Raw genomic sequence first — 21,200 nt, 5'->3', positions numbered from 1 at the left:
CACTTTTTGACCTTAGACTACTTATGCTGAAGGAGTGCCTATGAAGTTTAACAATGCCTATTCCCAGATGTTTCCCGGCTACCCCGATGCCGTCAGCCTTCAGCAGGCTGCGGAGATGCTTGGTCTGAACCGCCATACAGTTGGGGAACTGATCCGTTCCCGCCGCCTGTTTGCGCTTAAAATCGGCCGCACCTATCGTATCCCGAAGCTGAGTGTGATCGAGTTCCTGCTCACCGGGCAGAGCACCTTCCCGGCTGGAAATCCGCCGCTGGATGTGGTATGCTGTGGGTGCAGCAACGGACAGCACGCCTGTTGACCCAAAGGAGGTTTATGATGAAAACTACAGGGTCTGTCCAAGAGAAAAATAGACGTTTCTATTTCGTGATCAATCTTTATGATGCCAACGGCAAGCGGAGGATCAAGTGGATCTCCACAGGTTTGACCGTCCGGGGCAACAAGCGCAAGGCAGAATCCATGCTCCGGGAAGTATTGCTCCACTATGATGAGACCGGGGAGCTACCCACAGGGCGGGGCGGAGCCTACGAAAAAGTAGATGCTAAAACCGCCAAGCCCTTGCCGCAGCATCTCCAACCCGTCAGCAAGTCGGAGATGCTGTTTCTGGACTATCTCAACGAGTGGGTGCAAGTCCATAAAGCATCCATCCAGCCTGCAACCTTTATCAGCTACAATCGGATGATCACCGGGCGCATCACGCAGTATTTTGAGCCGCTGGGCTTGAAGCTGTGCGAGGTCACGCCGCAGGTGCTGGATGAGTTTCAGGAGAAGATCTTGCTGGAGGGCTACACCACCAACACGGTCATTCACTACCACGCCATCTTCGGTAAAGCGTTCAAGGATGCCGTCCGCAAGGACTATCTGGAAACCAACCCGATGCTGAAAGTTGACCGCCCAAAGAAGAACAGCTTCCGGCCCAACTTCTACTCCAAGGATGAAGTCCAGCAGCTGCTGGAAGTATCACAGGATGACCCCCTGCACCTGTGCATCCTCATTACGGCCTACTATGGCCTGCGCCGCAGCGAGGTACTGGGGTTGAAGTGGTCGTCTATCGACTTTGAGCGCAAGTCCATCACCATCAACCACAAGGTGACGGAACAGTTGGTGAACGGCAAGTACGTTCCTGTGGTCAGCGATGTGATGAAGAACAAGACCAGCTGCCGCACCCTGCCGCTGATCCCGGCTGTGGAAGAAGAACTTCTGAAGCAGAAGGAAAAGCAGCAGCTTTACCGCAGGCTGTTCGGCAAGAGCTACCGCACCGATTATCTGGACTTCGTCTGCACCGATCAGGAAGGCAAGCTGCTTCGGCCCAACTTCGTGACGGAACATTTTGAATGGCTGCTCCGGCAGTATGGTCTGCCGCACATCCGGTTCCACGACCTGCGCCACAGCTGTGCCAGCCTGATGGTGATGAACGGCGTATCTATGAAGCAGGTTCAGGAATGGCTTGGTCACAGCACCTTCTCGACCACCGCTGACATCTACGCACATCTCGATTACAAGAGCAAGGAGGGGTCCGCTGGCGTGATCGCAGAGTTGCTAGAAACGAAAAAGTAAAGTGGATTCTTCCAACCTTCAACAATCGGTAGTATTTCGGCCAGATTCAACCGTGGTATGGTCGAGCCGACCGTTGGAGAGAATTCGGGAGAGAACGGGCATCTGAAACCCGCTTTTCGTCAGTGTTCCTGCTCTCCAAGTGACAAAAGGGCAAACAAAAAAAAGGCGTAGATTCGTATGAATCCACGCCTCTGGCGGAGTAGCAGGGATTTGAACCCTGGCGCCCCTTGCAGGGCCTACGAGATTTCGAGTTTTTCCTGCTTCACGGTACTTGGTGGAAGATAGAGGTAATTAGCCCACTTTGCCAGAAGATACGAACCATCGAATTTACGCTCAAAATTTCATCAAAATCCAAAATCACTAGGCTCTGTGCGGATTTGAACCCACTTTCCAAAACGCAGAAAAATCTGCCTTTTGGAGAGAAGTGGGAGAGATTTTACGCCTGTTGGAGAGAACGGGCGAGAGAGATTCCGGGAGCCAAAATCCATCCACACAATATGTTGCTTCTGACGCTGACCAAATCAAAGCAGCAAAGGATGGATGAACATGAGAACGCTGTTAGAGTGCTATAAAATTCTCGAAGAATACCCCAACGGAATGACGAAAGACCAGTTCTACCGTGTTGCCCGCATCAACAAGCAACACGCAAAATACCTTCTGGATTCCGGTCTCGTTCCGTGTATCAATACAGGAAAGAAAACACGCAAATACCATATTGCGACCCACGATGTGATCACCTACTTGTGTGACCGTGAAGATCATCCCGAAAAGTATAAAGTGCCAACGGGCTTTTATATCGGAAAGAATGGCTGCTCCAAACGGCACCCGGACAAGCCTGCCGCAGAGATCATCCGCTTCAATTTTACAGAGCCGGAAAAAACAGGGCTGTATACCATGTGGGAAAAGCTCACCGCTGGATATGATGATCTGTTGACCACCCCGGTAGTTTCGGAACTGACGGGCTACTCTGCACAAAGCATACAGCGATGGTGCAATCAGAAGATCCTTGTTGGATTCAAAATTCGTGGCACATTAACGATTCCTCGGCTTGCGGTCGTTGAGTTTATGTCCGGCGACCGTGCAACGGGCATTGTCCGAAAATCCTCAAAGCACCTTGACCTGCTCCGCACCTATGCGCAGGAATGCCATGAAGGTGCAATGACCATTACATACTAAACAGACAGGACTGCTCCACAACGCAATGTATGTGAGGCAGTCCTGTTCGTTTAGAAAATGTATGATTTTACAGCAAGATTCCAATCTATCTCAACTATTATCCTCTGCTTTCAAGACGTTGAATATGTTTCTTTAGCCAAAATATTAAAATCCCGACGTATTCAACTTTTTGACCTCTGGGTGCTTCCAGCTCTCTTAACTTTCTTCTGCACTCTTCAATATCTTGATCTTTATGCTGCTTTTGCAATACCGACAGCATACCATCAAGAGCATTTTTTCTCTTGGTTTTCAAGTCCTTACCATCGTTCAGATTCAGAATATCATTTAGTTCACGATTGATTTCATCCCGGTCCTCTTTAGCAGGTATCGTTTCGGCAGCCAGTATCTTGCCGCTGTAAGAGTATTGAATCAAATGATTGCACTCAGGATTTAATGGTGTCAAAAAAAGTTTTTTGTTCCCTCTTGATTTATCGCAACATAAAGCTCCTCTGTTTTCATTTCCTGAGCATACTGCAAGAAAGTTACTGTACTCCAATTCTTTTTTCCAGTTTTCAGTGCCCCTCGTCAGGCTCTGAGGTTCAATATGCTCAATCGTACACTTCAATGTACTCCCTGTTTTTTTGTCGGTTTCGGGAATTCTGCACATACAGTATGCACACAGTCCTCCCTGTTCTTCCACCAACTTTGACAAAACATACTCATGCAGGTCGCTACTCATGGAATCGTAAGTCGGTCGTACACCAGTGCAGGATTCGCTTTCACGGTATTCCTTTAATTCCTTTGGCTCGTGTTTTTTCACAATGTGTATCATATGTTTCCTCACATACGGCTGAAATCCAACTGTGTGCGACACTTTACAATTTCAGGGTCATCACCCAGCTTAGAATTCATCTCGTCGAGAACGGTTTCAGCAACCGTATAATCATCTTGGTCGAGAGCATGATAAAACCTTTCAAACAATTCTTCAGCTTCGGATGTGCGAACAGTAACATTCATATCCGCACGGAGAATGCTGTCAGAATCCTTACCGTATAGATAACGATCGTGTAGCTCGCTTTCGCCATCAGCATTTTTCTCAAGCATAAACAAATTGTAGCTTCTATCCACTTCCCCAAGAATCTGCGGAGAGTGCGTTGTAATCAAAAACTGAATGTTTGGGAAAAGTTTCCGAAGCACTGATAGTATTTTCCTCTGCCACGCAGGGTGCATATGCAGATCAAGTTCATCAATCAGTACGATGCCCTCTCCCTCCATCGGGTTCTCACGGCAGGGGTTCGCCATTGCCACGCGGCGAGCAATGTCTCCCAGCAAGGCTAGCGTACACTTTTCACCATCTGACAGTTGGTCTACGCGATATTCTTTATCATTGCGTATGACAACCATTCGGAGAGGATTCCGACGCACTTTGATTTCTTCAGCATCGTCCAGCATTGAGAGGGCTGCTTTTCGCACACACTCCAACGCAGGATCGCGATAATCCCAATCGCGTTTTATACTTTTCTGCTCATTTTCAAAGTCTTCCTGATTGCGAAACCACTCGAAAAAAGTACGGAAATCAAGCCTGTTTTCCAATGCTCTTTCCAATGCTGTTCTTTTGGAGAAAGAATGCTTTTTGCGTATCCTTAATGGAACATCCAGAACAAGTCTATTTGTTCCGTAATTTAGAAACACAGGCATATTCTGCTTCGGGCAATCATCTCCGGCAACTGTATCATCGTCCGCCAGATAATGTTCATTAAAAAACTGTGCTAAATCAACCGCTTGCTTACTTTGCTGACTTGCATTGACCGCATTCACTCGACCAGATGCGGTTTTTTCCATTTCTTTTGTGATCTCGAATGTTTCTCCGTCAAGCTGTAACACAATACCGGTACCATATCGCGCACTACTTCCACTGCGCTGACCAATATGCAGTTGTTCCTTATCTAATGTTCGGTATCCCGTTCCTTGAGCATTGTTCAGCCTGTTGATAAAAGGCCATGCAGCATAGCAAACTGCACTGAGGAGAGTCGATTTACCTGAGCCATTGTTGCCATAAAAGACTGTGGATTTACCATTCAAAGCGATTTCAATAAAGCCACCATCTGCTGCTGAAGTGAAATTTTTGAAATTTTTCACTCGAATTGTTTGCAGTTTCACCGTTTGTCCTCCTATCCAACATAGTTTTGGGTTGACTCTTTTACTATCTCCCATTGTAAGCGTTCTCGCTGGCAAATGTCAACCTGTTTTTACATTCATTTCTGAAAGAAGGTGGTTTTCCACATGAATAAGCACTCACAGTTGAAAATCCGAGGTCACACCAAATGACGCTGGACTACTTCTATGGTCAGTCGGGCGAATTGTTCTCCTATTTCCGCATCCCCAAAGCACTGTTCCAAGACTGCCGTTTCCGGCAGCTCTCCACCGATGCCCGGACGCTGTACGGCATTCTGCTGGACCGCATGAGTCTGTCTGCAAAGAACGGCTGGCTGGACGAGCAAGGCCGGGTGTATATCATCTACACTGTCCGGGAAGTGCAGGAATCCCTCTGCTGCGGCGAGCACAAGGCGGTCAAGCTGTTCCGGGAACTGGAGGACATCGACCTCATTGAGCGCAAGCGCCGTGGTCTGGGCAGACCCAGCCTGATCTACGTCAAGGACTTTTCCTCCGGCTTGCCAAAAGCGCAAGTACAGAATTGCCCAAACAGCAATTCAGGCGCTGCCGAAAGCGCAATTCTGGTGCAGCCAAAACCGCAAGCAAATAAGACTGATAAGAATAAGACAGAGTGGAACGATCCTGACCCTATCTATTCCGGGGGCATCCGGGAGCAGCTTGAGGATTATTTTTATCAGTCTTTGGAGGTGGACCTCTTGCTCCGGCTCTGCCCGGACGATGAGGACACCATCTATCAAATCATGGACTTGCTTGTGGACACCTGTTCCACCAAACGCAAGATGTTGCGGATTGCCGGAGATGACAAGCCCACCAAGGTGGTACGCAGCCGGCTGAAAAAGCTGAACGCCGACCACATCCGTTTTGTGCTGGATTCTCTGGCAGAAAATACCGCCCCGGTGCGGAACATGAAGCAGTATCTGCTGGCGATGCTCTACAATGCGCCCACCACCATGAACCTCTACTATCAGAACAAGACGAACCACGACTTTGCGCGTGGTTCACCGAAGGCGGGGTGATGTTATCGCAAAGAAAGCTACGATTATCGCAGTCACCAATCAAAAAGGCGGTGTAGGGAAAAGCACCACCTGTGAGAATCTGGGCATCGGGCTGGCGATGGAGGGCAAAAAAGTCCTGTTGGTGGATACTGATCCACAGGGGTCGCTGACTATCAGCATGGGCTGGCAGCAGCCCGACGAACTGCCCTCCACTCTCTCCACCCTGATGCAGAAAGCCATGAACGACCAGAGCATTCCGCCCGGCGAGGGCGTTCTGCACCATGCAGAGGGCGTTGACCTGATTCCGGCTAACATCGAACTGGCAGGGCTGGAAGTGGCATTGGTGAACAGCATGAACCGGGAAAAGATGCTGAAACAGGTGCTGGACAGTGCCAAACGAGAGTACGATTTTATTCTGCTAGACTATATGCCCTCGCTGGGGATGCTCACCATCAATGCACTGGCGGCGGCAGACGCTGCCCTGATTCCCGTGCAGGCGCAGTATCTTTCCGCAAAAGGTCTGGAACAGCTTTTGCAGACGGTGCAGAAAGTCCGGCGGCAGATCAATCCGAAACTGAAAATCGAGGGTATTCTGCTGACCATGACCGACAGCCGCACCAACTACGGAAAGCAGATCAGCAATCTGATCCGGCAGGCATACGGAAAGCACCTGAAGGTGTTTGAGCAGACCATTCCCCGCTCTGTCCGAGCGGCTGAAACCAGTGCCGTGGGCAAGAGCATTTTCCAGCACGACCCCAAGGGTAAGGTGGCAGAAGCCTACAAATCTCTTGCAAAGGAGGTGCAGGCGGATGCCGATCGACAGCGGAAACTTAGCTCTGAAAGGGCTAGATGACCTGTTCTCCACCGAGGAAAAACGACAAGAGGAGCAACGGGAACAGGTGCAGCAGATTCCCATTGATGCGTTGCACCCCTTCACCAACCACCCTTTCAAGGTGCTGGACGATGAAGCCATGACCCGGACGGTGGAGAGTATTGCACAGTACGGTGTGCTGGCTCCGCTGATTGCCCGTCCCCGCCCGGATGGTGACGGCTACGAGATCATCTCCGGGCACCGCCGTCAGTATGCGGCTAAACTTGCCGGGCTAGAAACGTTGCCAGTCATCGTCCGCAATATGGATGATGATGCCGCAGTTTTGCTCATGGTGGACAGCAATCTCCAGCGTGAAACCATCTTGCCCAGCGAGAGGGCGTTCGCCTACAAAATGAAGCTGGAAGCTCTAAAAAATCAAGGTGCTAGGTCGGATTTAACTTCGTCCCAAATTGGGACGAAGTTACGAGCGGATGAAAAAGTGGCACAGGATTTAGGTGAAAGCCGCAATCAAGTCCAGCGGTTCATCCGCCTGACCAACCTTATCCCGGAACTGCTGGACATGGTAGACGAAAAGAAAATCTCCTTCAATCCCGCTGTGGAGCTGTCCTATCTGGACGAAAGCCAACAGCGGGATTTTTTAGAAGCCATGCAGGACACCCAGAATGCGCCGTCCTTATCGCAGGCGCAGCAACTGAAAAAGATGGCACAGCAGGGAGAGTTCAGCTACGAAAAAGCCTTTGATGTGATGGGACAGGAGAAAAAGAGCGAGAAAGACACCGTGACCATCAAAAATGAGACCCTGCGGAAGTATTTCCCCCGCAGTTACACGCCCAAACAGATGGAGGAGAAGATCATCCAGCTTCTGGATGCGTGGCAGAAAAAGCAGCAGCGCCGCAACGAGCGCTGACCGTAACGTAAGACCCGATTGGGTCTTTTTTATCGGAAAGCCGGGTACAGCAAAGCATTTCTGGAAGCCCATCGGGAGGAAATCACTCTGCACAAGGCGGCGAAAGCTGCCTTTGACGAAGCCGGGCTGCAAAAATTGCCGAAAGTCAAGGAGTTGGATGCGGAGTTCTCAGAACTGCTGACCAAGAAGAAAGCCGCTTACCCGGACTACCGCAAAGCACGGAACGAGATGCAAGAACTGGTTCGGGCACAGAAAAACGTGGAGCGATTTTTTGCGGAAGAAAAAACAGTACAGGAGAACGAGCAGACTCGATAAACGCAGATTGCCGGGAACTGACCGTAAGAGGTCGGCACCCGGCAATCTTTTTTTGTTGACTCAATCTTTAACGGAATGGTTTATCTCTTTCGATTGTGTATGTTGGTGCAGCCAGCAGGTATCCTATGGAGTGTAAAGAACACGATAGGATGAGGTTGCACTATGAAAGAGCTTTTTGGACAGCGACTACGGGAGCAGCGGATACAGCATGGGTTGACACTGGAACAGCTTGCGGAAAAATCCGAACTTTCTTCCAACTATATCGGCATGGTAGAGCGCGGCTTAAAGGAACCCGGTCTTGCCACCATTGTTAAACTTCTGAATGCTCTGAATATTTCCGCAGACACACTGCTGTGCGATCTGGTTCCCAGCGCATCTCATGTGACCGACGATGAAATTTGCAAGCGGCTAGAAGGTTTGACCCCCATCCAGAAAAAGGCGGCACTCGATCTGCTGGACACCTATATCGGCAATCTCCCTTATCTCACAAACGAGGAATAAAATCACAAACTTTGCAAGCGTATCGGCGGGGATTTAGCCGGTACGCTTTTCTTTTGCATTCCTTTCGGCTATAATCATTCTTATAGAGCGTGTTGCTTTCTAAAGAGTTGATTCGGGGGTGCAGAAATGAGAGAACCGCAGTACAGTATTTTAGTGGATATTCAGGATGCAACCGAGCGCGCAAAGCAGGGCAAGCTGGCGTTGTACTGGCAACGCACCATCCAGCGGGAATACCGATGCAAGAAAGTAACCCCTGCCGAGCAGCAGGCGTATGAGCAGTTGCAGAGCATTCTTTCCGAAGTGCCGCAATGGAGCGATGAAGAAGAACTGCACCATGACATGGAGAACATCGGGGGCAAACTCTGGTTCTGCCATTTCTGGATTGACCACAATTCCATGGTGCAATTGACGGAAGATTGCAACGGCAGATTTCATGCTGCCTATGTTCTGGACACGGACACATCCCCAGAGGTTCGCCGGGAGGCTGCACAACTAGCGCAGAAGGATCTTAAGAAATGTATGCAGAAATGGGGTGCTGCGCTTCTGGATGCGCCGGTGCCGGAACAGATGAAGTACGCTTCTTTGGCAGAAGCGGCATCACACCTTATGCAAGTCCTCAACGACCCGGAGAACATCACCGGGTAAAAAGCGTCCCATCGGGATGCGTAGCCTGCATTGAAAAATGCAGAACAAAGGGGTTTGGGGCACTCCCCAACAAGCATTTTGCAACGCAAAAAGTGTTTTTGTATAGACGAAAACATTGCTTGCGTAAGCTATGCGTCCTTTTAAGTTGTTATTCTGAATACTTCTTAAAATTTTCAGCTTGTTCCAAAACTTCTTTGTAGACGTCATCAATAGTTACAGGCGGATAATCAAAATCGTCCAGTAACAGAATAAGGTCAACTTGCAAATTTGCTTTAATATCATCACGGGTAGACCAGTCGGTGTATTTGGCTTTATCATCGACAATAATCTTAATCCGCTTTGACAATTCAATCATCTTATCGTCCGGGTACTCGAACTCGTACTTCTTAGCAACCGCCTTGAGGATGTCATAGAAGGCCTTTTCTTCATAGTCAATCCCCATGCCCTTGAAAGAATCCTTTTCCTTTTTGAGTTCTTCAAGAAGCTTCGCAAGTTGTTCCGCTACATCGTCAAGGACTTCGTTGGCAAAAGCCTCGTCACGCCGACGATTATTGTATGCATCAACGACCTGCTTGAGACGATCCGAGAACTCCATGCCCATGATTCGATTGACCTTTTTATATTCGTCAATCGCTTGAGAGAGAAGTCGTTGCAAAACCTTGATTTTCGTGTTGGGTAGCGGGATTGCGTTTATCTTATCCAGATACTCATCGCTGAAAATATCAACGGAGATGTGCTTCCCGGTTTCAAACAGTTCTTCTATACCATCTGATTGAATTGCACCTTCAAGCAGTTCACGGACGCGAGCATTCATTTGCGAAATATCAGGGGCGTCACCCTTTGTGAGTTTAAAAAGAATCGAACGCACAGCACAATAGAAGTGCAAATAGTCCTTCTCTTTATCGGAAATTGCATTGCTGGAACTGCACAGATTGAACGCTTGCTTCATGCGCTTAACCGCAGCCATAAAGCGTGTTTCTAAATCTTCCGTGAGTTGGACATACTCAACAGCACGGTTGAGGCAAGCAAGCTGCTCTTTCGGAGAGCCGTTGAAGTAATCCGCACTATTGAAATTGTGGAACATCTGTGCCAAAACATCAAGCTGGTCTTTGACGATCGTGACAGACTGCTCGACGCCTTCAAACTCATCACTCTCAAAGTTGGTGTACTTCTTGAGAGCAAGATTCATGTTTTTCTTGATACCAATATAGTCCACAATCAAACCCTTGTCCTTGCCGGTATAGACACGGTTGACGCGGGAAATCGTCTGAATAAGGGTGTGCTGCTGGATAGGCTTGTCGATGTAAATTGTGTCAAGTGCCGGCACATCAAAGCCAGTCAGCCACATATCAACAACAATCGCAATTTTGAAATTAGATTTTACGTTCTTAAACTGACGGTCAAACTCCTTGCGATCATCCTTCGTTCCCAGCATTTCATAAAGCTCCGGCTCATCATCTTTATTTCGCGTCATAATGAGCTTGATCTTCTCGATGGGCTTGAGTTCCTTTTTCTCTTTTTCCGTCAGTTGAACCCCGTCAGGACAAACCTTTTTCTCTGCCCATTCCGGTCTCATTCCAACTATAATCTGATAAAAAGCGTATGCAATCTTGCGATTAGAGCAGACAAACATTGCTTTTCCTGCGACCGTAGCTCCTTCGGCAACGCGGGTCTCATAGTGGTTAATGAAGTCCTCCGCAACTGCGTGAAGTCGGTCAGGATCACCGATGATCGCATCAATATGAGCAACCGCCTTCTGGCTTTCCTCAATCTGATGCTCATTTGCACCCTCAACAGCACAACGGTCATAATAATCTTCGATTTCCCGAACCTTTGCCTGATCAAGAGTGACCCGTGCAGCGCGTCCGTCATAGACAAGGTTAACTGTGATGCCGTCCTTGACCGCCTCTGTCATTGTGTAGGCATCGACAACCGGACCAAATACTTCAATCGTACCATCTACGGGCGTACCGGTAAACCCAACATAAGTTGCATTGGGGAGGGAATCATGGAGGTACTTTGCAAACCCATAGGTTCGCTCCACACCTTCCGCAGTAACCTTGACTTTCTGATTGAGGTTGATCTGGCTGCGGTGTGCTTCATCAGAAATACAGATTACATTGGTTCTATCTGTCAGAAGTTCCAAATCCTCAGTGAACTTTTGGATGGTAGTCATGTACACGCCGCCGCTTGTCCGGCCTTGAAGTTCCTGACGCAGCTTTTCGCGGGAATCAATGCTTACAACGGTTTCGTCACCGATGTACTTCTTGGATGCTACGAACTGCTTTGATAGCTGGTCATCCAAATCCGTTCGGTCTGTAATAATCAGGATTGTAGGGCTATGGAAGAAGGTACTCTTCATAAGCATTCTTGTGAGGAAGAGCATAGTATAGCTTTTTCCGCAGCCTGTCGCGCCGAAGTATGTGCCGCCCTTGCCGTCCCCCTCCGGTCTGAGATGTGCCTTGATATTCTCAAACAGCTTGACCGCAGCAAAATACTGAGGATAGCGGCAGACGATTTTGAGGTCTTTGTCCGAGCTATCAGGAAAATAGACAAAATCCTTGATGACTGCCAAAAGCCGTTCTTTGCGGAACAGTCCACTCACCATAGTTACAAGGGAATTGATGCCGTCCAATTCCTTATCGTCGGCCTCGATCTTTCTCCACGCATAGAAGAAGTCATACGGAGAAAAGAAGGAGCCGTATTTATTATTTGCGCCATCGCTTATGACGATAAAGGCGTTATACTTGAAGAGTTCAGGAATGTCACGGCGATAACGCACGGTGAGCTGCGTATATGCGTCCATGATCGTTGTGTTTTCTTTGACTGCACTCTTGAACTCAAGCACAACAACAGGGATGCCGTTGATGAAAACAATCCCATCAGGTATGCGTAGCTGGTTGTTAATGCCTTCAATTTCAAATTGGTTGACGATTTTGAACACGTTTTTCTCCGGCTCATCAAAATCAATCAATTCAATATAAAGATCCTTCTTTGTATGATCCTCGCGGTTGAAAATGAAGCCATCGCAAATCAATTTGCAGACGGCTTTGTTTGCCTCATAGATTGTGCCGGAAATAGACCTCAAGCGAAGGATAATGCTATCAACTTCGCTTGGAGTAAGCCCTTCCACAGCATATCTGTTCAGAAGGTACTTCCGCAAATCATCGATAAGCAGAACCTCAGAGCGTTCGCGGTGGATCTGCTCGCCATTCAAATAGATATATCCTTCTTCCTGAAACAGCTCCATTATGGACATTTCAAGAGAATGCTCATTGAAGTTAGCCATTATAATTTCCCCCTTTCTGTTTACTCTATTCCCAGACCACAGAACGATTTTCTCTTCACGGATAGCGCGTGTGTGCACTTATGTAGATTCATCTTATCCATAATCGTTCTCTCCCGTAAATGATAATTTAGAAGCGACTGCATTATCCATCTACAAGTGCTTCTTTGTTGACTATATTCCCTTTGATGGCTCACAGCCATCATCTTGGAAGGAGATGACGGTTGATGATATAGCCTCTGATGTGATTTGCGGAAAGACACCTCCAACTGCCGATCCGCAAAACTATGGTGGGACAATCCCGTTTATTACAATTCCGGATATGCACGGAAGTGTCTATACAACATCAACCGCCCGCTTTCTTTCAGAGAAAGGCGCATCAACACAGCCGGGAAAAATGCTTCCAGCAAACAGCGTTTGCGTAAGTTGCATTGCATCCGTAGGCTTGGTTTGTCTTACTGCTGAACCAAGTCAGACCAACCAACAGATTAACTCAATTATATGCAAAGACCAAATTAGCCCATTCTATGTATATACGAAAATGACAACGCTTAATGAGTATTTGAAGCAACTCGGAGCTGGCGGAAGTACAACATTGAACATCAACAAAACACTCTTCGGTCAGATACCAATCCTACTTCCTGACGAGGCATCAATGAAAGAGTACCACAATAAAGTTGAGCCACTGTTTTCTTCGATCAGAGAAAACCAATATGAAATACAACATTTGGAGTCTCTGAAACGTCTACTCCTGTCCCAAATCTCAAGCCGCTAAATTATCATTTTCCGCTCTCTTCAAAGCAATGCGGTCTGTAATTGCACGGTAGTTCTCGACGATCTCGCATTGTCTCGCATAGGTAGGAACAGGGAGCTTTATACGACAAAGATCATCCCATGTGATTCCGCCGCGAACACTGCCGTCAGTCATAAACCAGCATTCACGATCAAACTCCGGTCTGCGAAACCACATCATCAAATACTCTTCATTCAAGATGTTGTGGTCAATAATTTCAAACATGAAATATGCCGGAGAAACTATTGCGGGATTGTCCACCTCATAGAGCGCAATCGGAAGACGCTCGTCGCGCCCAACGTGCATCGGGTTACAGGCAAACAGTCCCTTGCTAATCAGCTTATACCGACTCAAATCTGTGCCAATCACATTTGCGACGGAAGGCATAAATTCTTTGTCGATACTTATGCCAAGAACATTGCTGGTGACTTCCTCGGAGTTCCGATAATCAATAAGCCGAATGTGTTTACCAAGAGGTTCATAATTCGATTTCATAGCCCAGCTCCTTAAACACAGTCAACAGGTCAGCCTTCGACTTCTCTTCTGCAACAAGCAGATCACGAAGCTCACTTTGCAGCGTCTTCATTTTCGTATCAAAGTCGATGTTCTCATCACGGTTTACAAACTCGATGTAACGGCTCGGAACAAGGGTAAATCCCTTTTCTGCAATCTCATCGAAGGATGCGCTGTAACAAAATTCAGGCACATTCTGATAAGTTTCTTCATAGCCTTCCTGCTGCCATGCGTGGTAGACGCTCGTGACCTTCGCACGGTCTTCTTCTGTCAGTTCAATGTACTTCTTTTCATAGGGGCTTCCCATTTGCCGCAAGTCCATGAAAAGAATCTCCCGCTCACGGTTACGGAAGCGTTTTACCTCGCCATTTTCTTCAACCACACGAGCCTTTTTGTTCTTGTTCAAAATCCAAAGCGTGACACTGATGTCGGTGGTGTAGAAGAGGTTGCGGGGAAGGATGATGATTGCTTCAACGAGATTGTTCTCGATGAGTTGACGGCGGATTTTCAGCTCTGTACCATCGTCAGACAGTGCGCCGTTAGCAAGCAGGAAACCGGCAACACCGTTCTGAGAGAGCTTTGAAACAATGTTCAGAATCCAGCCATAGTTTGCGTTACTCGTGGGCGGAACTTCATAGCCGTCCCAGCGCGGATCATCAGTCAGCTCATTATCACCACGCCATTCTTTCTGGTTAAAAGGCGGGTTTGCCATAATGTAATCTGCCTTGAGGTCCTTGTGCTGGTCATTGGTGAATGTGTTCGCTGCCATTTCTCCAAGGTTTGCAGAGATGCCGCGGATAGCCAGATTCATTTTGCACAGCTTATACGTTGTGTTTGTATACTCCTGACCGTAGATAGAGACCTTCTTCTTGTTGCCGTGATGTGCCTCCACGAACTTCATTGACTGCACGAACATACCGCCAGAACCGCAGCAAGGATCGTAGAGAATGCCATCATACGGTTCAATCATTTCTGCAATCAAATTGACAATGCACTTTGGCGTATAGAACTCGCCCTTGCCTTTGCCTTCCGCAAGTGCAAACTTGCTCAGGAAGTATTCGTAGACCCGTCCGATAATGTCATTTTCTTTGTCACCGGTGTTGATTTTGTCAATCTCATCCAGCAGCGACGCCAGCTTTGCCGTGTCAATGTGGAGACGTGAGTAATAGTTGTCCGGCAGTGCGCCTTTCAGTGTGGGATTCGCTTTCTCAATCGTATAGAGGGCGGTGTCGATTTTCAGCGCAATATCATCCTGTTTCGCATTCGCCATGATGAAAGACCAACGGCTGATCTCAGGTAGGAAGAACACGTTGTCTTTCGTATAGAAGGCAACATTGTCAACAAACTTCTCACCGTATTTTTCAGAAATAGTTTTCCTTTGTGCCTCAAACTTATCGCTGGCAAACTTCAAAAAGAAGAGACTGAGAACAACGTGCTTGTACTCTGCTGGCTCGACAGAACCACGAAGTTTGTCAGCCGATTTCCAAAGGGCTTCCTCCATGGAAATTTCTTTCTTGGGTTTGGATGTAGCTCGCGCCATACCATGATCCTCCTATATCTTTATTCCTTACTAAGAATAGCACACTTTTCATCCAAAAAGTAGGACATCAAGCTATTTTCTTTGAAAAAATTATTTTATCCAACTTGTTTTCAAAGTCGGTCTTGGTGATTTTCAGACCTTTGGAATCAAGGCAAAACACTGGTAGATATCTTGGCATCTCCGAGTAATAAAAAGCGCTGGGAGAAATCTCCCAGCGCAATCAGCCCTAGTCGCGGTATCGATATGTACCAAGCCAAAGCGGACCCAGCACCCACAACCAAGGCAATGAAAGCACTCTCGTCACTTTTAATACCGTAAGTACCAGCGTTAAAGCAAACAAGAGGGTCATTGTAATTATTTCGGAACGGTCAGGTTTCTTCTCCATACGCAGATCACCTCGAAAGTCCGGTCACATCTGAGAAATAGTATAAAAGTCAGTATGCTTCATCCGGTTCGGTAGGTGCTGCGGTAATATCACGGTAGAAAGTGGCCCATGCAGCTTCCTCATAGGGGCGTACAAAAAAGAAGCCAATGCTCAATGGAATTGTCAGCAGAAGAAAAAGAGAAATCGCCATAGCCTCTGAACCGGTGAAATATTTGAAAACCAGAAACCCCCCGGCATACAGTGGCAACGAACAGAGCAACTCCCAGCCAATGAAGCTGAAATCCAGACAGAACAGCCGCCATTTGTTGCCATTCATGATCCGCCGGGATTCTGTGATCGCTTCATTTGCGGTCAGCGAAGGATGTTCGGACATGATGTAAGGTGTCATCGCATAGCTGTATGTTTTCACGATTCCCGGAATCACCAACAGCAGCGACCAGAGGGCGATGTACAGACCCTGCAGAAATTTCATGCAGAAGCCATCCCACAGACGGTCTTTCTGAGAGAACAAGTCCGAGATGGCAGCATCATTTCCATCTACAAGGTTCAGATTAAAATGAGCATATCCCAGTTGAACTGCACCGCCCACGATCAGTTGGAGGATTGCCCACAGACCAATGCCGACAAGCAAAACAGCAAGCAGCCGACCGCCGTTTGGCTGGGCGAACAGGTTAAAATGAATGTCCTTTGCCTGATTGGAATTGGAAACGACACTGTTGGAACTGCTCACAATGGTAGCACCGAGCGCACTGGCGGCAATACCTGTCAGAACAGCAGTTTTCCATTTTCCGCGCAGAGCATCGAGAGCGAGCATACGATAGTCGGCAGATATTTTCATAAAAGCAACCTCCTGTCTGAAAATGGCAAGTATGTGTGAAAAGGAATATGATATGCCACTTTAATTTAGATACGTTTGAAACGCTGAAAAAATTGCAGCATGAATGAAAAAGAGGCTGTTGCACCGGCTTTTATCCGTGTGCAACAGCCCCTTCCTTTACTTCAGCAGCTTGTCCAGTTCATCATATACGCCGCTGGATTTGTTCGTTGAAATAGCAGTACATCTTGATGTCACTTTGGATTACCTCATTCTTGGGAAAGTAGAAACCAAAAAGGAACTGGAACTCAGCAAAAAAATCCATGACCAGAAGCAGATTATAGAATCATTCGGTAAACAGCTTCTGGCATTTGCTGCAATGGAGATTGAGGCCGAATCTGCTTGATCAAACGCTTTACTGTTGTAAACCGGAACGATTGGTTCCGGTGAAAATGGCAAAACCGGAACTACTGGTTCCTAACGAGAACTTCAGTTTTCAAGTACACTATGGTCACAGCAAGGGCAACACCCCAGATGGGGAGAAGCCCGAAGCTGTAAGACGTACCTTGAAAACTGAATATCATTCCCTCGGATAAAACAATGAAACTTCCGTAATTCGCGGCCCGGCTATAAAGAAGGCGGGGTGGCTGAAAAGCCAATGAGAGGAAGGGTGCAATCCCCCTCACCGAGGTGTATTCCAATCCCCACCGGGCGTCGAGGACAAATAGGGTGGGACACTTAAAACAAAAACTTCAAAGCCCACCACCGGGATTCTTCTGAATCTAGGCAGTGGGCTTTTTCCATACCGAATATTCATTCTGATGACACGGAGGTATTGATTATGAGCCGTACTTTTACCCACAAGACTGACGAATCGACCCTGACCACCCTCTGCCCCCGCTGCCTGAATGCCTTTCGGAACACGCGTGGCATTCGCGTCCGCCGTGCAGACCCCTATCAGCTCACCAAGGAGCCTTGCACCTACTGCCAGACCAACTTCGGCTACGATTACTACATCCAGCCCACCAGCCCGAAATCCACCTACTTTAAGAAGGGACGGTTTGATGATGAATCTGAATGCGCTTAAGATCGACCCGGAGTTTCAGGGCAAGATCCCGCCGCTGAACGCCGAGGAGGAACACATCTTAGAGCAGAACATGATTCAGGAGCGGCGGCTACTGAATCCACTCATCATCTGGAACGGTTACATACTGGATGGACATTCCCGGTATCGCATCCTCAAGCATCACCCGGAAATCGCTTTTGAAGTGAAGGAAATCCAGTTGCCCGACCGTTACGCTGCACTGGCATGGATCTGTCAGAATCAGTTGGGGCGCAGAAATCTTGACCCGGAACGCCGGAAGTTCTTGATGGGGAAAACCTACGAAAATGAAAAACTTTCTGTGGGTGGGTCAACACATAGAGAACATGATGAATCCGGGAAATTCACCTCATGTAGACAAAATGTCCACATGAGGTCGACCGAAAAACGAACTTGTGAACGTATTGCCAACAAAAATGGTGTCAGTTCCAAGTTTGTGCAACGAGCAGAAAAATACGCAAAAGGCGTTGATGCGGCGGAAGCTGCCGTCCCCGGTGCAATGGAGGAAATACTGACCGGGCATATCAAGGCTACCGATGCCGAGATCACCGCTTTGGCGCAAACCCCAAAAGAAGAAATCCCGGCAATCATCAAGGAGCTACGCAAACCCAAGAAGGACCGGAAAGCAAAGAAGCCGACAAGCCCGGAAAAATCCGATGTTGCTGCCGACGATGCTCCTGATTCCAATGAAGTCCATACCGAGGATGAAATTGAGCCAGTAAGCAATTCGCCCCCGGATTTCAAAAGGAGTATCCAAGGTCACAAACGCTGTCTTACAGACGAAGATCGAAAACGACTTCGGCAATCCATTGACAACCGTCATCATAAAATGACCGTTGCAAACGGCTCGATTATGATGTGCGAAGTTCAGGGCGCAAAGGAGGACTTTATCCGCCGCTGGAATCTCGTATTCAAAGACTATCCCGATGTTTTTGAGGACAACGACTGCCGAAGTGCCATTCTTTATCTGATTGATGACACTTCTGCCTATCTTCAGACGATAAAGGAGAGAGTGCTATAGAAGGATAGGAGGTCTGATCGCAATCATACCAAAAGACTGGAAATACCTCAGAGGGAACATTTACTATGCAGACATGGAGCCGCACATCGGCTCCGAGCAGGGCGGCACCCGCCCTGTGGTGGTTCTGCAAAACGATGTAGGAAACCGCTATGCGCCTACCCTTATCGTGGCAACGGTGACTTCCCGCACCGAAAAAAAAGAGATATCAGCCCACACACGTTCTGATAGCCCACAATACGGCCTTTGAAAAGCCATCTGTGGTTCAGCTGGAACAGAATCTTCACGATAGACAAAAGCCGCATACAGCGTTTTCTAGGGCGGATTACGCAGAATGAAATGCAGGAGATCGAGAAAGGCGTTGTTTCAAGTCTTGCTCTCGCTGAAATCACATCATAAAGATATATTCTACACTCCATTATAGAGAGGGGAGGAATCTGTTTGGGTGAGGAAAATCTGAATCCCCGTGATGCGTACCGTGTGATGCTCCGGGATTACCCGGACGTATTGAATATCGACCAGATGTGCGAGGTATTGAGCGTCAGCACAAAAACCGGGTATGCGCTTTTGAAAAAAGGGAGCGTCCAGCATTTGAAGGTGGGACGCTCCTACCGCATCCCCAAGGCACATCTTTTGACCTATCTCATCGGATTCGCACCCGGTCATGCTGTCCGGGCGTGACATCCTTGCATTCTCTCCTGCCGTTGGGTACACTGATGGTGTCAGCGGCAGAAGTTACATATTCAAGTGGATGCAAAGACAGGAGGAAATACTATGGTAGCAGGGCATCTGCAAGAAAAAAACGACTTCTACTACATCGTTCTGAGTTACAAGGACGCAAACGGAAAGCGAAAGACCAAGTGGGAAGCCACCGGTCTGTCCGTCAAGAGGAACAAGAAGAAAGCCGAGGCTCTTTTGTTGGAACGTCGGCGGAACTTCATGGTTTCCACCGCACCTGCGGAGATCCGCTTAGACGATGACATTCTCTTTTCGGACTTCATGCTGAAATGGCTGGAAGTTGCGAAAAGCACTATCCAAATCACGACCTATGCCAGCTATCAGGGAATGGTGGAGCGTGTGATCGTTCCCTATTTCCGAAAGCGCGGCATCAAACTGGTAGACCTGAAAGCCACCGACTTGCAGGACTTCTACACCAAGCAGCTTGAACGGGTCAAGGCAAATTCGGTGATCCATTACCATGCAAACATCCACAAGGCGCTGAAGTATGCGGTAAAGATCGACCTGATCCCCACCAATCCGGCAGATAAGGTCGAGCGTCCGAAGAAGAACGAGTTCAAAGGCAGCTATTACAGTGCCGATGAGATTCATGCTTTGACGGAGGTCGCAGAGGGCACCAAACTGGAGATCCCGGTTCTGCTGGCATCCTTCTACGGCCTGCGCCGCAGCGAGGTGCTGGGTCTGAAATGGGATGCCATCGACTTTGAAGCCAACACGTTGGAGATCAAGCACATCGTCACGCAGGCATCCATCGACGGCAAAAAGGTTCTGGTGCAGGCTGATCGTGCAAAAACGAAGTCCAGCCTGCGGACGCTGCCCCTTGTGCCGCCCATCCGTGACCGTCTGCTGATGCTGAAAGGTCAGCAGGACACCTACCGCCGCCTGTGCGGTAAAAGCTACAATCGGGATTATCTCGGCTATCTGTGTGTGGACGAGATTGGGAACATCATCCGTCCCAACTACGTTTCCGAGCAGTTCCCGAAGCTGTTGGAGAAAAACGGTCTGCGTCCTATCCGCTTCCACGATCTGCGCCACAGCTGCGCCAGCCTTCTTCTGGCAAACGGCGTTCCCATGAAGCAGATTCAGGAATGGTTGGGTCACAGCGACTTCTCCACCACCGCCAATATTTACGCCCACCTCGATTACGCTTCCAAGCTCTCGTCTGCACAGGCGATGCTGGAGGGGCTGGGCTATGGCAATGCGTCAGCATGATGCCATACGCCCCAAGACAGGGTGGACGGGCGATGTTCCGGCAAAAAAGAATGGACAGACGAATAAAATTCATCTGTCCATTCGATTTGGCGGAGCATCAGGGAGTCGAACCCTGGCACCGGTCTCCCGGCCTATCGCATTTCGAGTGCGACCTCTTACGACCACTTGAGTAATGCTCCAGATATTAAATTCTTAGAATGCACCGTGCATTCCGGGAAAACTTTGGAGAGAATTTCAGGAGAGAACGACCGAAAATCGTTCACTCTCGAAGTCGGAAAACCCGCATGAAACCTAGCAAAACCGGAAATCCACTTCCAAAAAGCCAGTTAGATTTCGAGTCACGCCTCTTCGACCACTTGAGTACTACTCCATGTTGTATTTTGAGAAGAAATTGCAATTTGTATATTGCCGATTTCCTCTTGAATCTTAGAAATTTAATGCTAGAATATTGTTAGAAAACGCATCGTTCAGACAGGTCAAGAAGCCTGCCAGAACATCAAATTCTGACGTTTCCTCGTGTGAAATGGAGAAATGCGGCGAAGCATCCACCCGGATTTCGAGTCGTTCTCGTTACGACCACTTCGATACATCTCCACGATAAACCTTATATAGTATAGCAAAAAAGCCTGTTGGCGTCAACACTTTTTCGCGTTCCAAGCTCCGGGTCTGCTGTGCGGCAGACCCGGAGCTTTTTGCACTTTT

Annotated in this window: 22 protein-coding genes, 1 tRNA gene and 1 pseudogene; 17 read left to right on the top strand and 7 right to left on the bottom strand. The window is 48.2% G+C overall.

Annotated features, from left to right (window positions below):
- Nucleotides 1-40: 40 nt before the first annotated feature.
- The 3 genes from MTP37_RS00595 to MTP37_RS00585 all read left to right on the top strand — a co-directional run bounded on the left by MTP37_RS00595 (nucleotide 41) and on the right by MTP37_RS00585 (nucleotide 2,748).
- Nucleotides 41-316 carry a helix-turn-helix domain-containing protein gene (locus MTP37_RS00595; protein ID WP_097773038.1) on the top strand — a complete coding sequence of 92 codons (276 nt, stop codon included), beginning with the start codon at nucleotides 41-43 and terminating at the stop codon, nucleotides 314-316.
- Between the two features lie 65 nt (nucleotides 317-381).
- Nucleotides 382-1,572: a tyrosine-type recombinase/integrase gene (locus tag MTP37_RS00590; protein WP_249237736.1), complete on the top strand. Its 1,191-nt coding sequence runs from the start codon at nucleotides 382-384 to the stop codon at nucleotides 1,570-1,572.
- 546 nt (nucleotides 1,573-2,118) lie between these two features.
- Nucleotides 2,119-2,748, top strand: a complete 630-nt coding sequence (locus MTP37_RS00585) for a helix-turn-helix domain-containing protein (RefSeq protein WP_118527509.1) — start codon at nucleotides 2,119-2,121, stop codon at nucleotides 2,746-2,748.
- Between the two features lie 97 nt (nucleotides 2,749-2,845).
- On the opposite strand, the gene MTP37_RS00580 is transcribed toward MTP37_RS00585, so the two are convergent.
- The gene (locus tag MTP37_RS00580) at nucleotides 2,846-3,559 is read right to left on the bottom strand and encodes a retron system putative HNH endonuclease (RefSeq protein ID WP_117530175.1); all 714 of its coding nucleotides are present in this window, start codon (nucleotides 3,557-3,559) and stop codon (nucleotides 2,846-2,848) included.
- An 8-nt stretch (nucleotides 3,560-3,567) separates the two neighbouring features.
- Nucleotides 3,568-4,887: an AAA family ATPase gene (locus MTP37_RS00575; protein WP_158576330.1), complete on the bottom strand. Its 1,320-nt coding sequence runs from the start codon at nucleotides 4,885-4,887 to the stop codon at nucleotides 3,568-3,570.
- Nucleotides 4,888-5,051: 164 nt separating this feature from the next.
- Here MTP37_RS00575 and MTP37_RS00570 point away from each other — a divergent pair, with 164 nt between their 5' ends.
- The 6 genes and pseudogenes from MTP37_RS00570 (at nucleotide 5,052) to MTP37_RS00545 (ending at nucleotide 9,097) form a co-directional block, all read left to right on the top strand.
- Complete coding sequence (locus tag MTP37_RS00570) at nucleotides 5,052-5,918, top strand: DUF6017 domain-containing protein (RefSeq protein WP_249237735.1); 867 nt, start codon at nucleotides 5,052-5,054, stop codon at nucleotides 5,916-5,918.
- 4 nt (nucleotides 5,919-5,922) lie between these two features.
- Complete coding sequence (locus tag MTP37_RS00565) at nucleotides 5,923-6,750, top strand: ParA family protein (protein ID WP_396344533.1); 828 nt, start codon at nucleotides 5,923-5,925, stop codon at nucleotides 6,748-6,750.
- Complete coding sequence (locus tag MTP37_RS00560) at nucleotides 6,707-7,636, top strand: ParB/RepB/Spo0J family partition protein (RefSeq protein WP_249237733.1); 930 nt, start codon at nucleotides 6,707-6,709, stop codon at nucleotides 7,634-7,636. Before MTP37_RS00565 ends, MTP37_RS00560 begins: the two co-directional genes overlap by 44 nt.
- 30 nt (nucleotides 7,637-7,666) lie before the next feature.
- Nucleotides 7,667-7,951, top strand: a pseudogene (locus tag MTP37_RS00555) (relaxase/mobilization nuclease domain-containing protein); the annotation flags it as partial.
- A 162-nt stretch (nucleotides 7,952-8,113) separates the two neighbouring features.
- Nucleotides 8,114-8,452, top strand: a complete 339-nt coding sequence (locus MTP37_RS00550) for a helix-turn-helix domain-containing protein (RefSeq protein ID WP_112091936.1) — start codon at nucleotides 8,114-8,116, stop codon at nucleotides 8,450-8,452.
- Nucleotides 8,453-8,578: 126 nt separating this feature from the next.
- The gene (locus tag MTP37_RS00545; protein WP_249237732.1) at nucleotides 8,579-9,097 is read left to right on the top strand and encodes a hypothetical protein; all 519 of its coding nucleotides are present in this window, start codon (nucleotides 8,579-8,581) and stop codon (nucleotides 9,095-9,097) included.
- Between the two features lie 148 nt (nucleotides 9,098-9,245).
- On the opposite strand, the gene MTP37_RS00540 is transcribed toward MTP37_RS00545, so the two are convergent.
- Nucleotides 9,246-12,386 carry a type I restriction endonuclease subunit R gene (locus MTP37_RS00540; RefSeq protein WP_249237731.1) on the bottom strand — a complete coding sequence of 1,047 codons (3,141 nt, stop codon included), beginning with the start codon at nucleotides 12,384-12,386 and terminating at the stop codon, nucleotides 9,246-9,248.
- A 148-nt stretch (nucleotides 12,387-12,534) separates the two neighbouring features.
- On the opposite strand from MTP37_RS00540, the gene MTP37_RS00535 reads away from it, so the two are divergent.
- Complete coding sequence (locus MTP37_RS00535; protein ID WP_330221219.1) at nucleotides 12,535-13,158, top strand: restriction endonuclease subunit S; 624 nt, start codon at nucleotides 12,535-12,537, stop codon at nucleotides 13,156-13,158.
- On the opposite strand, the gene MTP37_RS00530 is transcribed toward MTP37_RS00535, so the two are convergent.
- From MTP37_RS00530 to MTP37_RS00520, 3 genes are all read right to left on the bottom strand, one after another.
- Nucleotides 13,147-13,671, bottom strand: a complete 525-nt coding sequence (locus MTP37_RS00530; protein ID WP_249237729.1) for a restriction endonuclease subunit S — start codon at nucleotides 13,669-13,671, stop codon at nucleotides 13,147-13,149. The genes MTP37_RS00535 and MTP37_RS00530 overlap by 12 nt on opposite strands.
- Nucleotides 13,655-15,229, bottom strand: coding sequence for a type I restriction-modification system subunit M (locus MTP37_RS00525; protein ID WP_249237728.1), 1,575 nt, complete (start codon nucleotides 15,227-15,229; stop codon nucleotides 13,655-13,657). Before MTP37_RS00525 ends, MTP37_RS00530 begins: the two co-directional genes overlap by 17 nt.
- Nucleotides 15,230-15,663: 434 nt before the next feature.
- A complete protein-coding gene (locus tag MTP37_RS00520) occupies nucleotides 15,664-16,452 on the bottom strand; it encodes a DUF975 family protein (protein WP_249237727.1) in 789 nt (262 codons plus the stop codon).
- A 103-nt stretch (nucleotides 16,453-16,555) separates the two neighbouring features.
- Between MTP37_RS00520 and MTP37_RS00515 the strand changes: the two genes are divergently transcribed.
- The 7 genes from MTP37_RS00515 (at nucleotide 16,556) to MTP37_RS00490 (ending at nucleotide 20,498) form a co-directional block, all read left to right on the top strand.
- The gene (locus tag MTP37_RS00515; RefSeq protein WP_249237726.1) at nucleotides 16,556-16,834 is read left to right on the top strand and encodes a hypothetical protein; all 279 of its coding nucleotides are present in this window, start codon (nucleotides 16,556-16,558) and stop codon (nucleotides 16,832-16,834) included.
- 435 nt (nucleotides 16,835-17,269) lie between these two features.
- Nucleotides 17,270-17,515, top strand: a complete 246-nt coding sequence (locus tag MTP37_RS00510; RefSeq protein ID WP_005942348.1) for a hypothetical protein — start codon at nucleotides 17,270-17,272, stop codon at nucleotides 17,513-17,515.
- Nucleotides 17,493-18,551, top strand: coding sequence for a ParB N-terminal domain-containing protein (locus MTP37_RS00505; protein ID WP_249237725.1), 1,059 nt, complete (start codon nucleotides 17,493-17,495; stop codon nucleotides 18,549-18,551). Before MTP37_RS00510 ends, MTP37_RS00505 begins: the two co-directional genes overlap by 23 nt.
- A 73-nt stretch (nucleotides 18,552-18,624) precedes the next feature.
- Entirely contained in the window at nucleotides 18,625-18,798 is a 174-nt protein-coding gene (locus MTP37_RS13245; RefSeq protein WP_437443578.1) for a type II toxin-antitoxin system PemK/MazF family toxin, read from the top strand.
- Nucleotides 18,795-18,947 carry a hypothetical protein gene (locus MTP37_RS13240; protein ID WP_437443576.1) on the top strand — a complete coding sequence of 51 codons (153 nt, stop codon included), beginning with the start codon at nucleotides 18,795-18,797 and terminating at the stop codon, nucleotides 18,945-18,947. Before MTP37_RS13245 ends, MTP37_RS13240 begins: the two co-directional genes overlap by 4 nt.
- Nucleotides 18,948-18,989: 42 nt before the next feature.
- On the top strand, nucleotides 18,990-19,229 hold the full coding sequence (locus MTP37_RS00495; RefSeq protein ID WP_316543814.1) for a helix-turn-helix domain-containing protein: 240 nt from the start codon (nucleotides 18,990-18,992) through the stop codon (nucleotides 19,227-19,229).
- A 93-nt stretch (nucleotides 19,230-19,322) separates the two neighbouring features.
- Nucleotides 19,323-20,498, top strand: coding sequence for a tyrosine-type recombinase/integrase (locus tag MTP37_RS00490; protein ID WP_249237724.1), 1,176 nt, complete (start codon nucleotides 19,323-19,325; stop codon nucleotides 20,496-20,498).
- Nucleotides 20,499-20,585: 87 nt separating this feature from the next.
- Here MTP37_RS00490 and MTP37_RS00485 read toward each other — a convergent pair.
- Nucleotides 20,586-20,677: transfer RNA gene (locus tag MTP37_RS00485), tRNA-Ser, on the bottom strand.
- Between the last annotated feature and the right edge of the window lie 523 nt (nucleotides 20,678-21,200).

The organism is Faecalibacterium sp. HTF-F (assembly GCF_023347535.1).
GTDB lineage: Bacteria > Bacillota > Clostridia > Oscillospirales > Ruminococcaceae > Faecalibacterium > Faecalibacterium wellingii.
This window is presented reverse-complemented; position numbering and strand designations above follow the sequence as displayed.

Excerpts from the sequence above, each read along its gene's own strand:
- MTP37_RS00505 (WP_249237725.1), top strand. The coding sequence starts at position 17,493 with ATGATGAATCTGAATGCGCTTAAGATCGACCCGGAGTTTCAGGGCAAG.
- MTP37_RS00560 (WP_249237733.1), top strand. The coding sequence starts at position 6,707 with ATGCCGATCGACAGCGGAAACTTAGCTCTGAAAGGGCTAGATGACCTG.
- MTP37_RS00525 (WP_249237728.1), bottom strand. The coding sequence starts at position 15,229 with ATGGCGCGAGCTACATCCAAACCCAAGAAAGAAATTTCCATGGAGGAA.
- MTP37_RS00515 (WP_249237726.1), top strand. The coding sequence starts at position 16,556 with ATGAAAAAGAGGCTGTTGCACCGGCTTTTATCCGTGTGCAACAGCCCC.
- MTP37_RS00545 (WP_249237732.1), top strand. The coding sequence starts at position 8,579 with ATGAGAGAACCGCAGTACAGTATTTTAGTGGATATTCAGGATGCAACC.
- MTP37_RS00580 (WP_117530175.1), bottom strand. The coding sequence starts at position 3,559 with ATGATACACATTGTGAAAAAACACGAGCCAAAGGAATTAAAGGAATAC.
- MTP37_RS00585 (WP_118527509.1), top strand. The coding sequence starts at position 2,119 with ATGAGAACGCTGTTAGAGTGCTATAAAATTCTCGAAGAATACCCCAAC.
- MTP37_RS13245 (WP_437443578.1), top strand. The coding sequence starts at position 18,625 with ATGGAGCCGCACATCGGCTCCGAGCAGGGCGGCACCCGCCCTGTGGTG.
- MTP37_RS00530 (WP_249237729.1), bottom strand. The coding sequence starts at position 13,671 with ATGAAATCGAATTATGAACCTCTTGGTAAACACATTCGGCTTATTGAT.
- MTP37_RS00520 (WP_249237727.1), bottom strand. The coding sequence starts at position 16,452 with ATGAAAATATCTGCCGACTATCGTATGCTCGCTCTCGATGCTCTGCGC.
- MTP37_RS00550 (WP_112091936.1), top strand. The coding sequence starts at position 8,114 with ATGAAAGAGCTTTTTGGACAGCGACTACGGGAGCAGCGGATACAGCAT.
- MTP37_RS00490 (WP_249237724.1), top strand. The coding sequence starts at position 19,323 with ATGGTAGCAGGGCATCTGCAAGAAAAAAACGACTTCTACTACATCGTT.
- MTP37_RS00595 (WP_097773038.1), top strand. The coding sequence starts at position 41 with ATGAAGTTTAACAATGCCTATTCCCAGATGTTTCCCGGCTACCCCGAT.
- MTP37_RS00570 (WP_249237735.1), top strand. The coding sequence starts at position 5,052 with ATGACGCTGGACTACTTCTATGGTCAGTCGGGCGAATTGTTCTCCTAT.
- MTP37_RS00510 (WP_005942348.1), top strand. The coding sequence starts at position 17,270 with ATGAGCCGTACTTTTACCCACAAGACTGACGAATCGACCCTGACCACC.
- MTP37_RS00540 (WP_249237731.1), bottom strand. The coding sequence starts at position 12,386 with ATGGCTAACTTCAATGAGCATTCTCTTGAAATGTCCATAATGGAGCTG.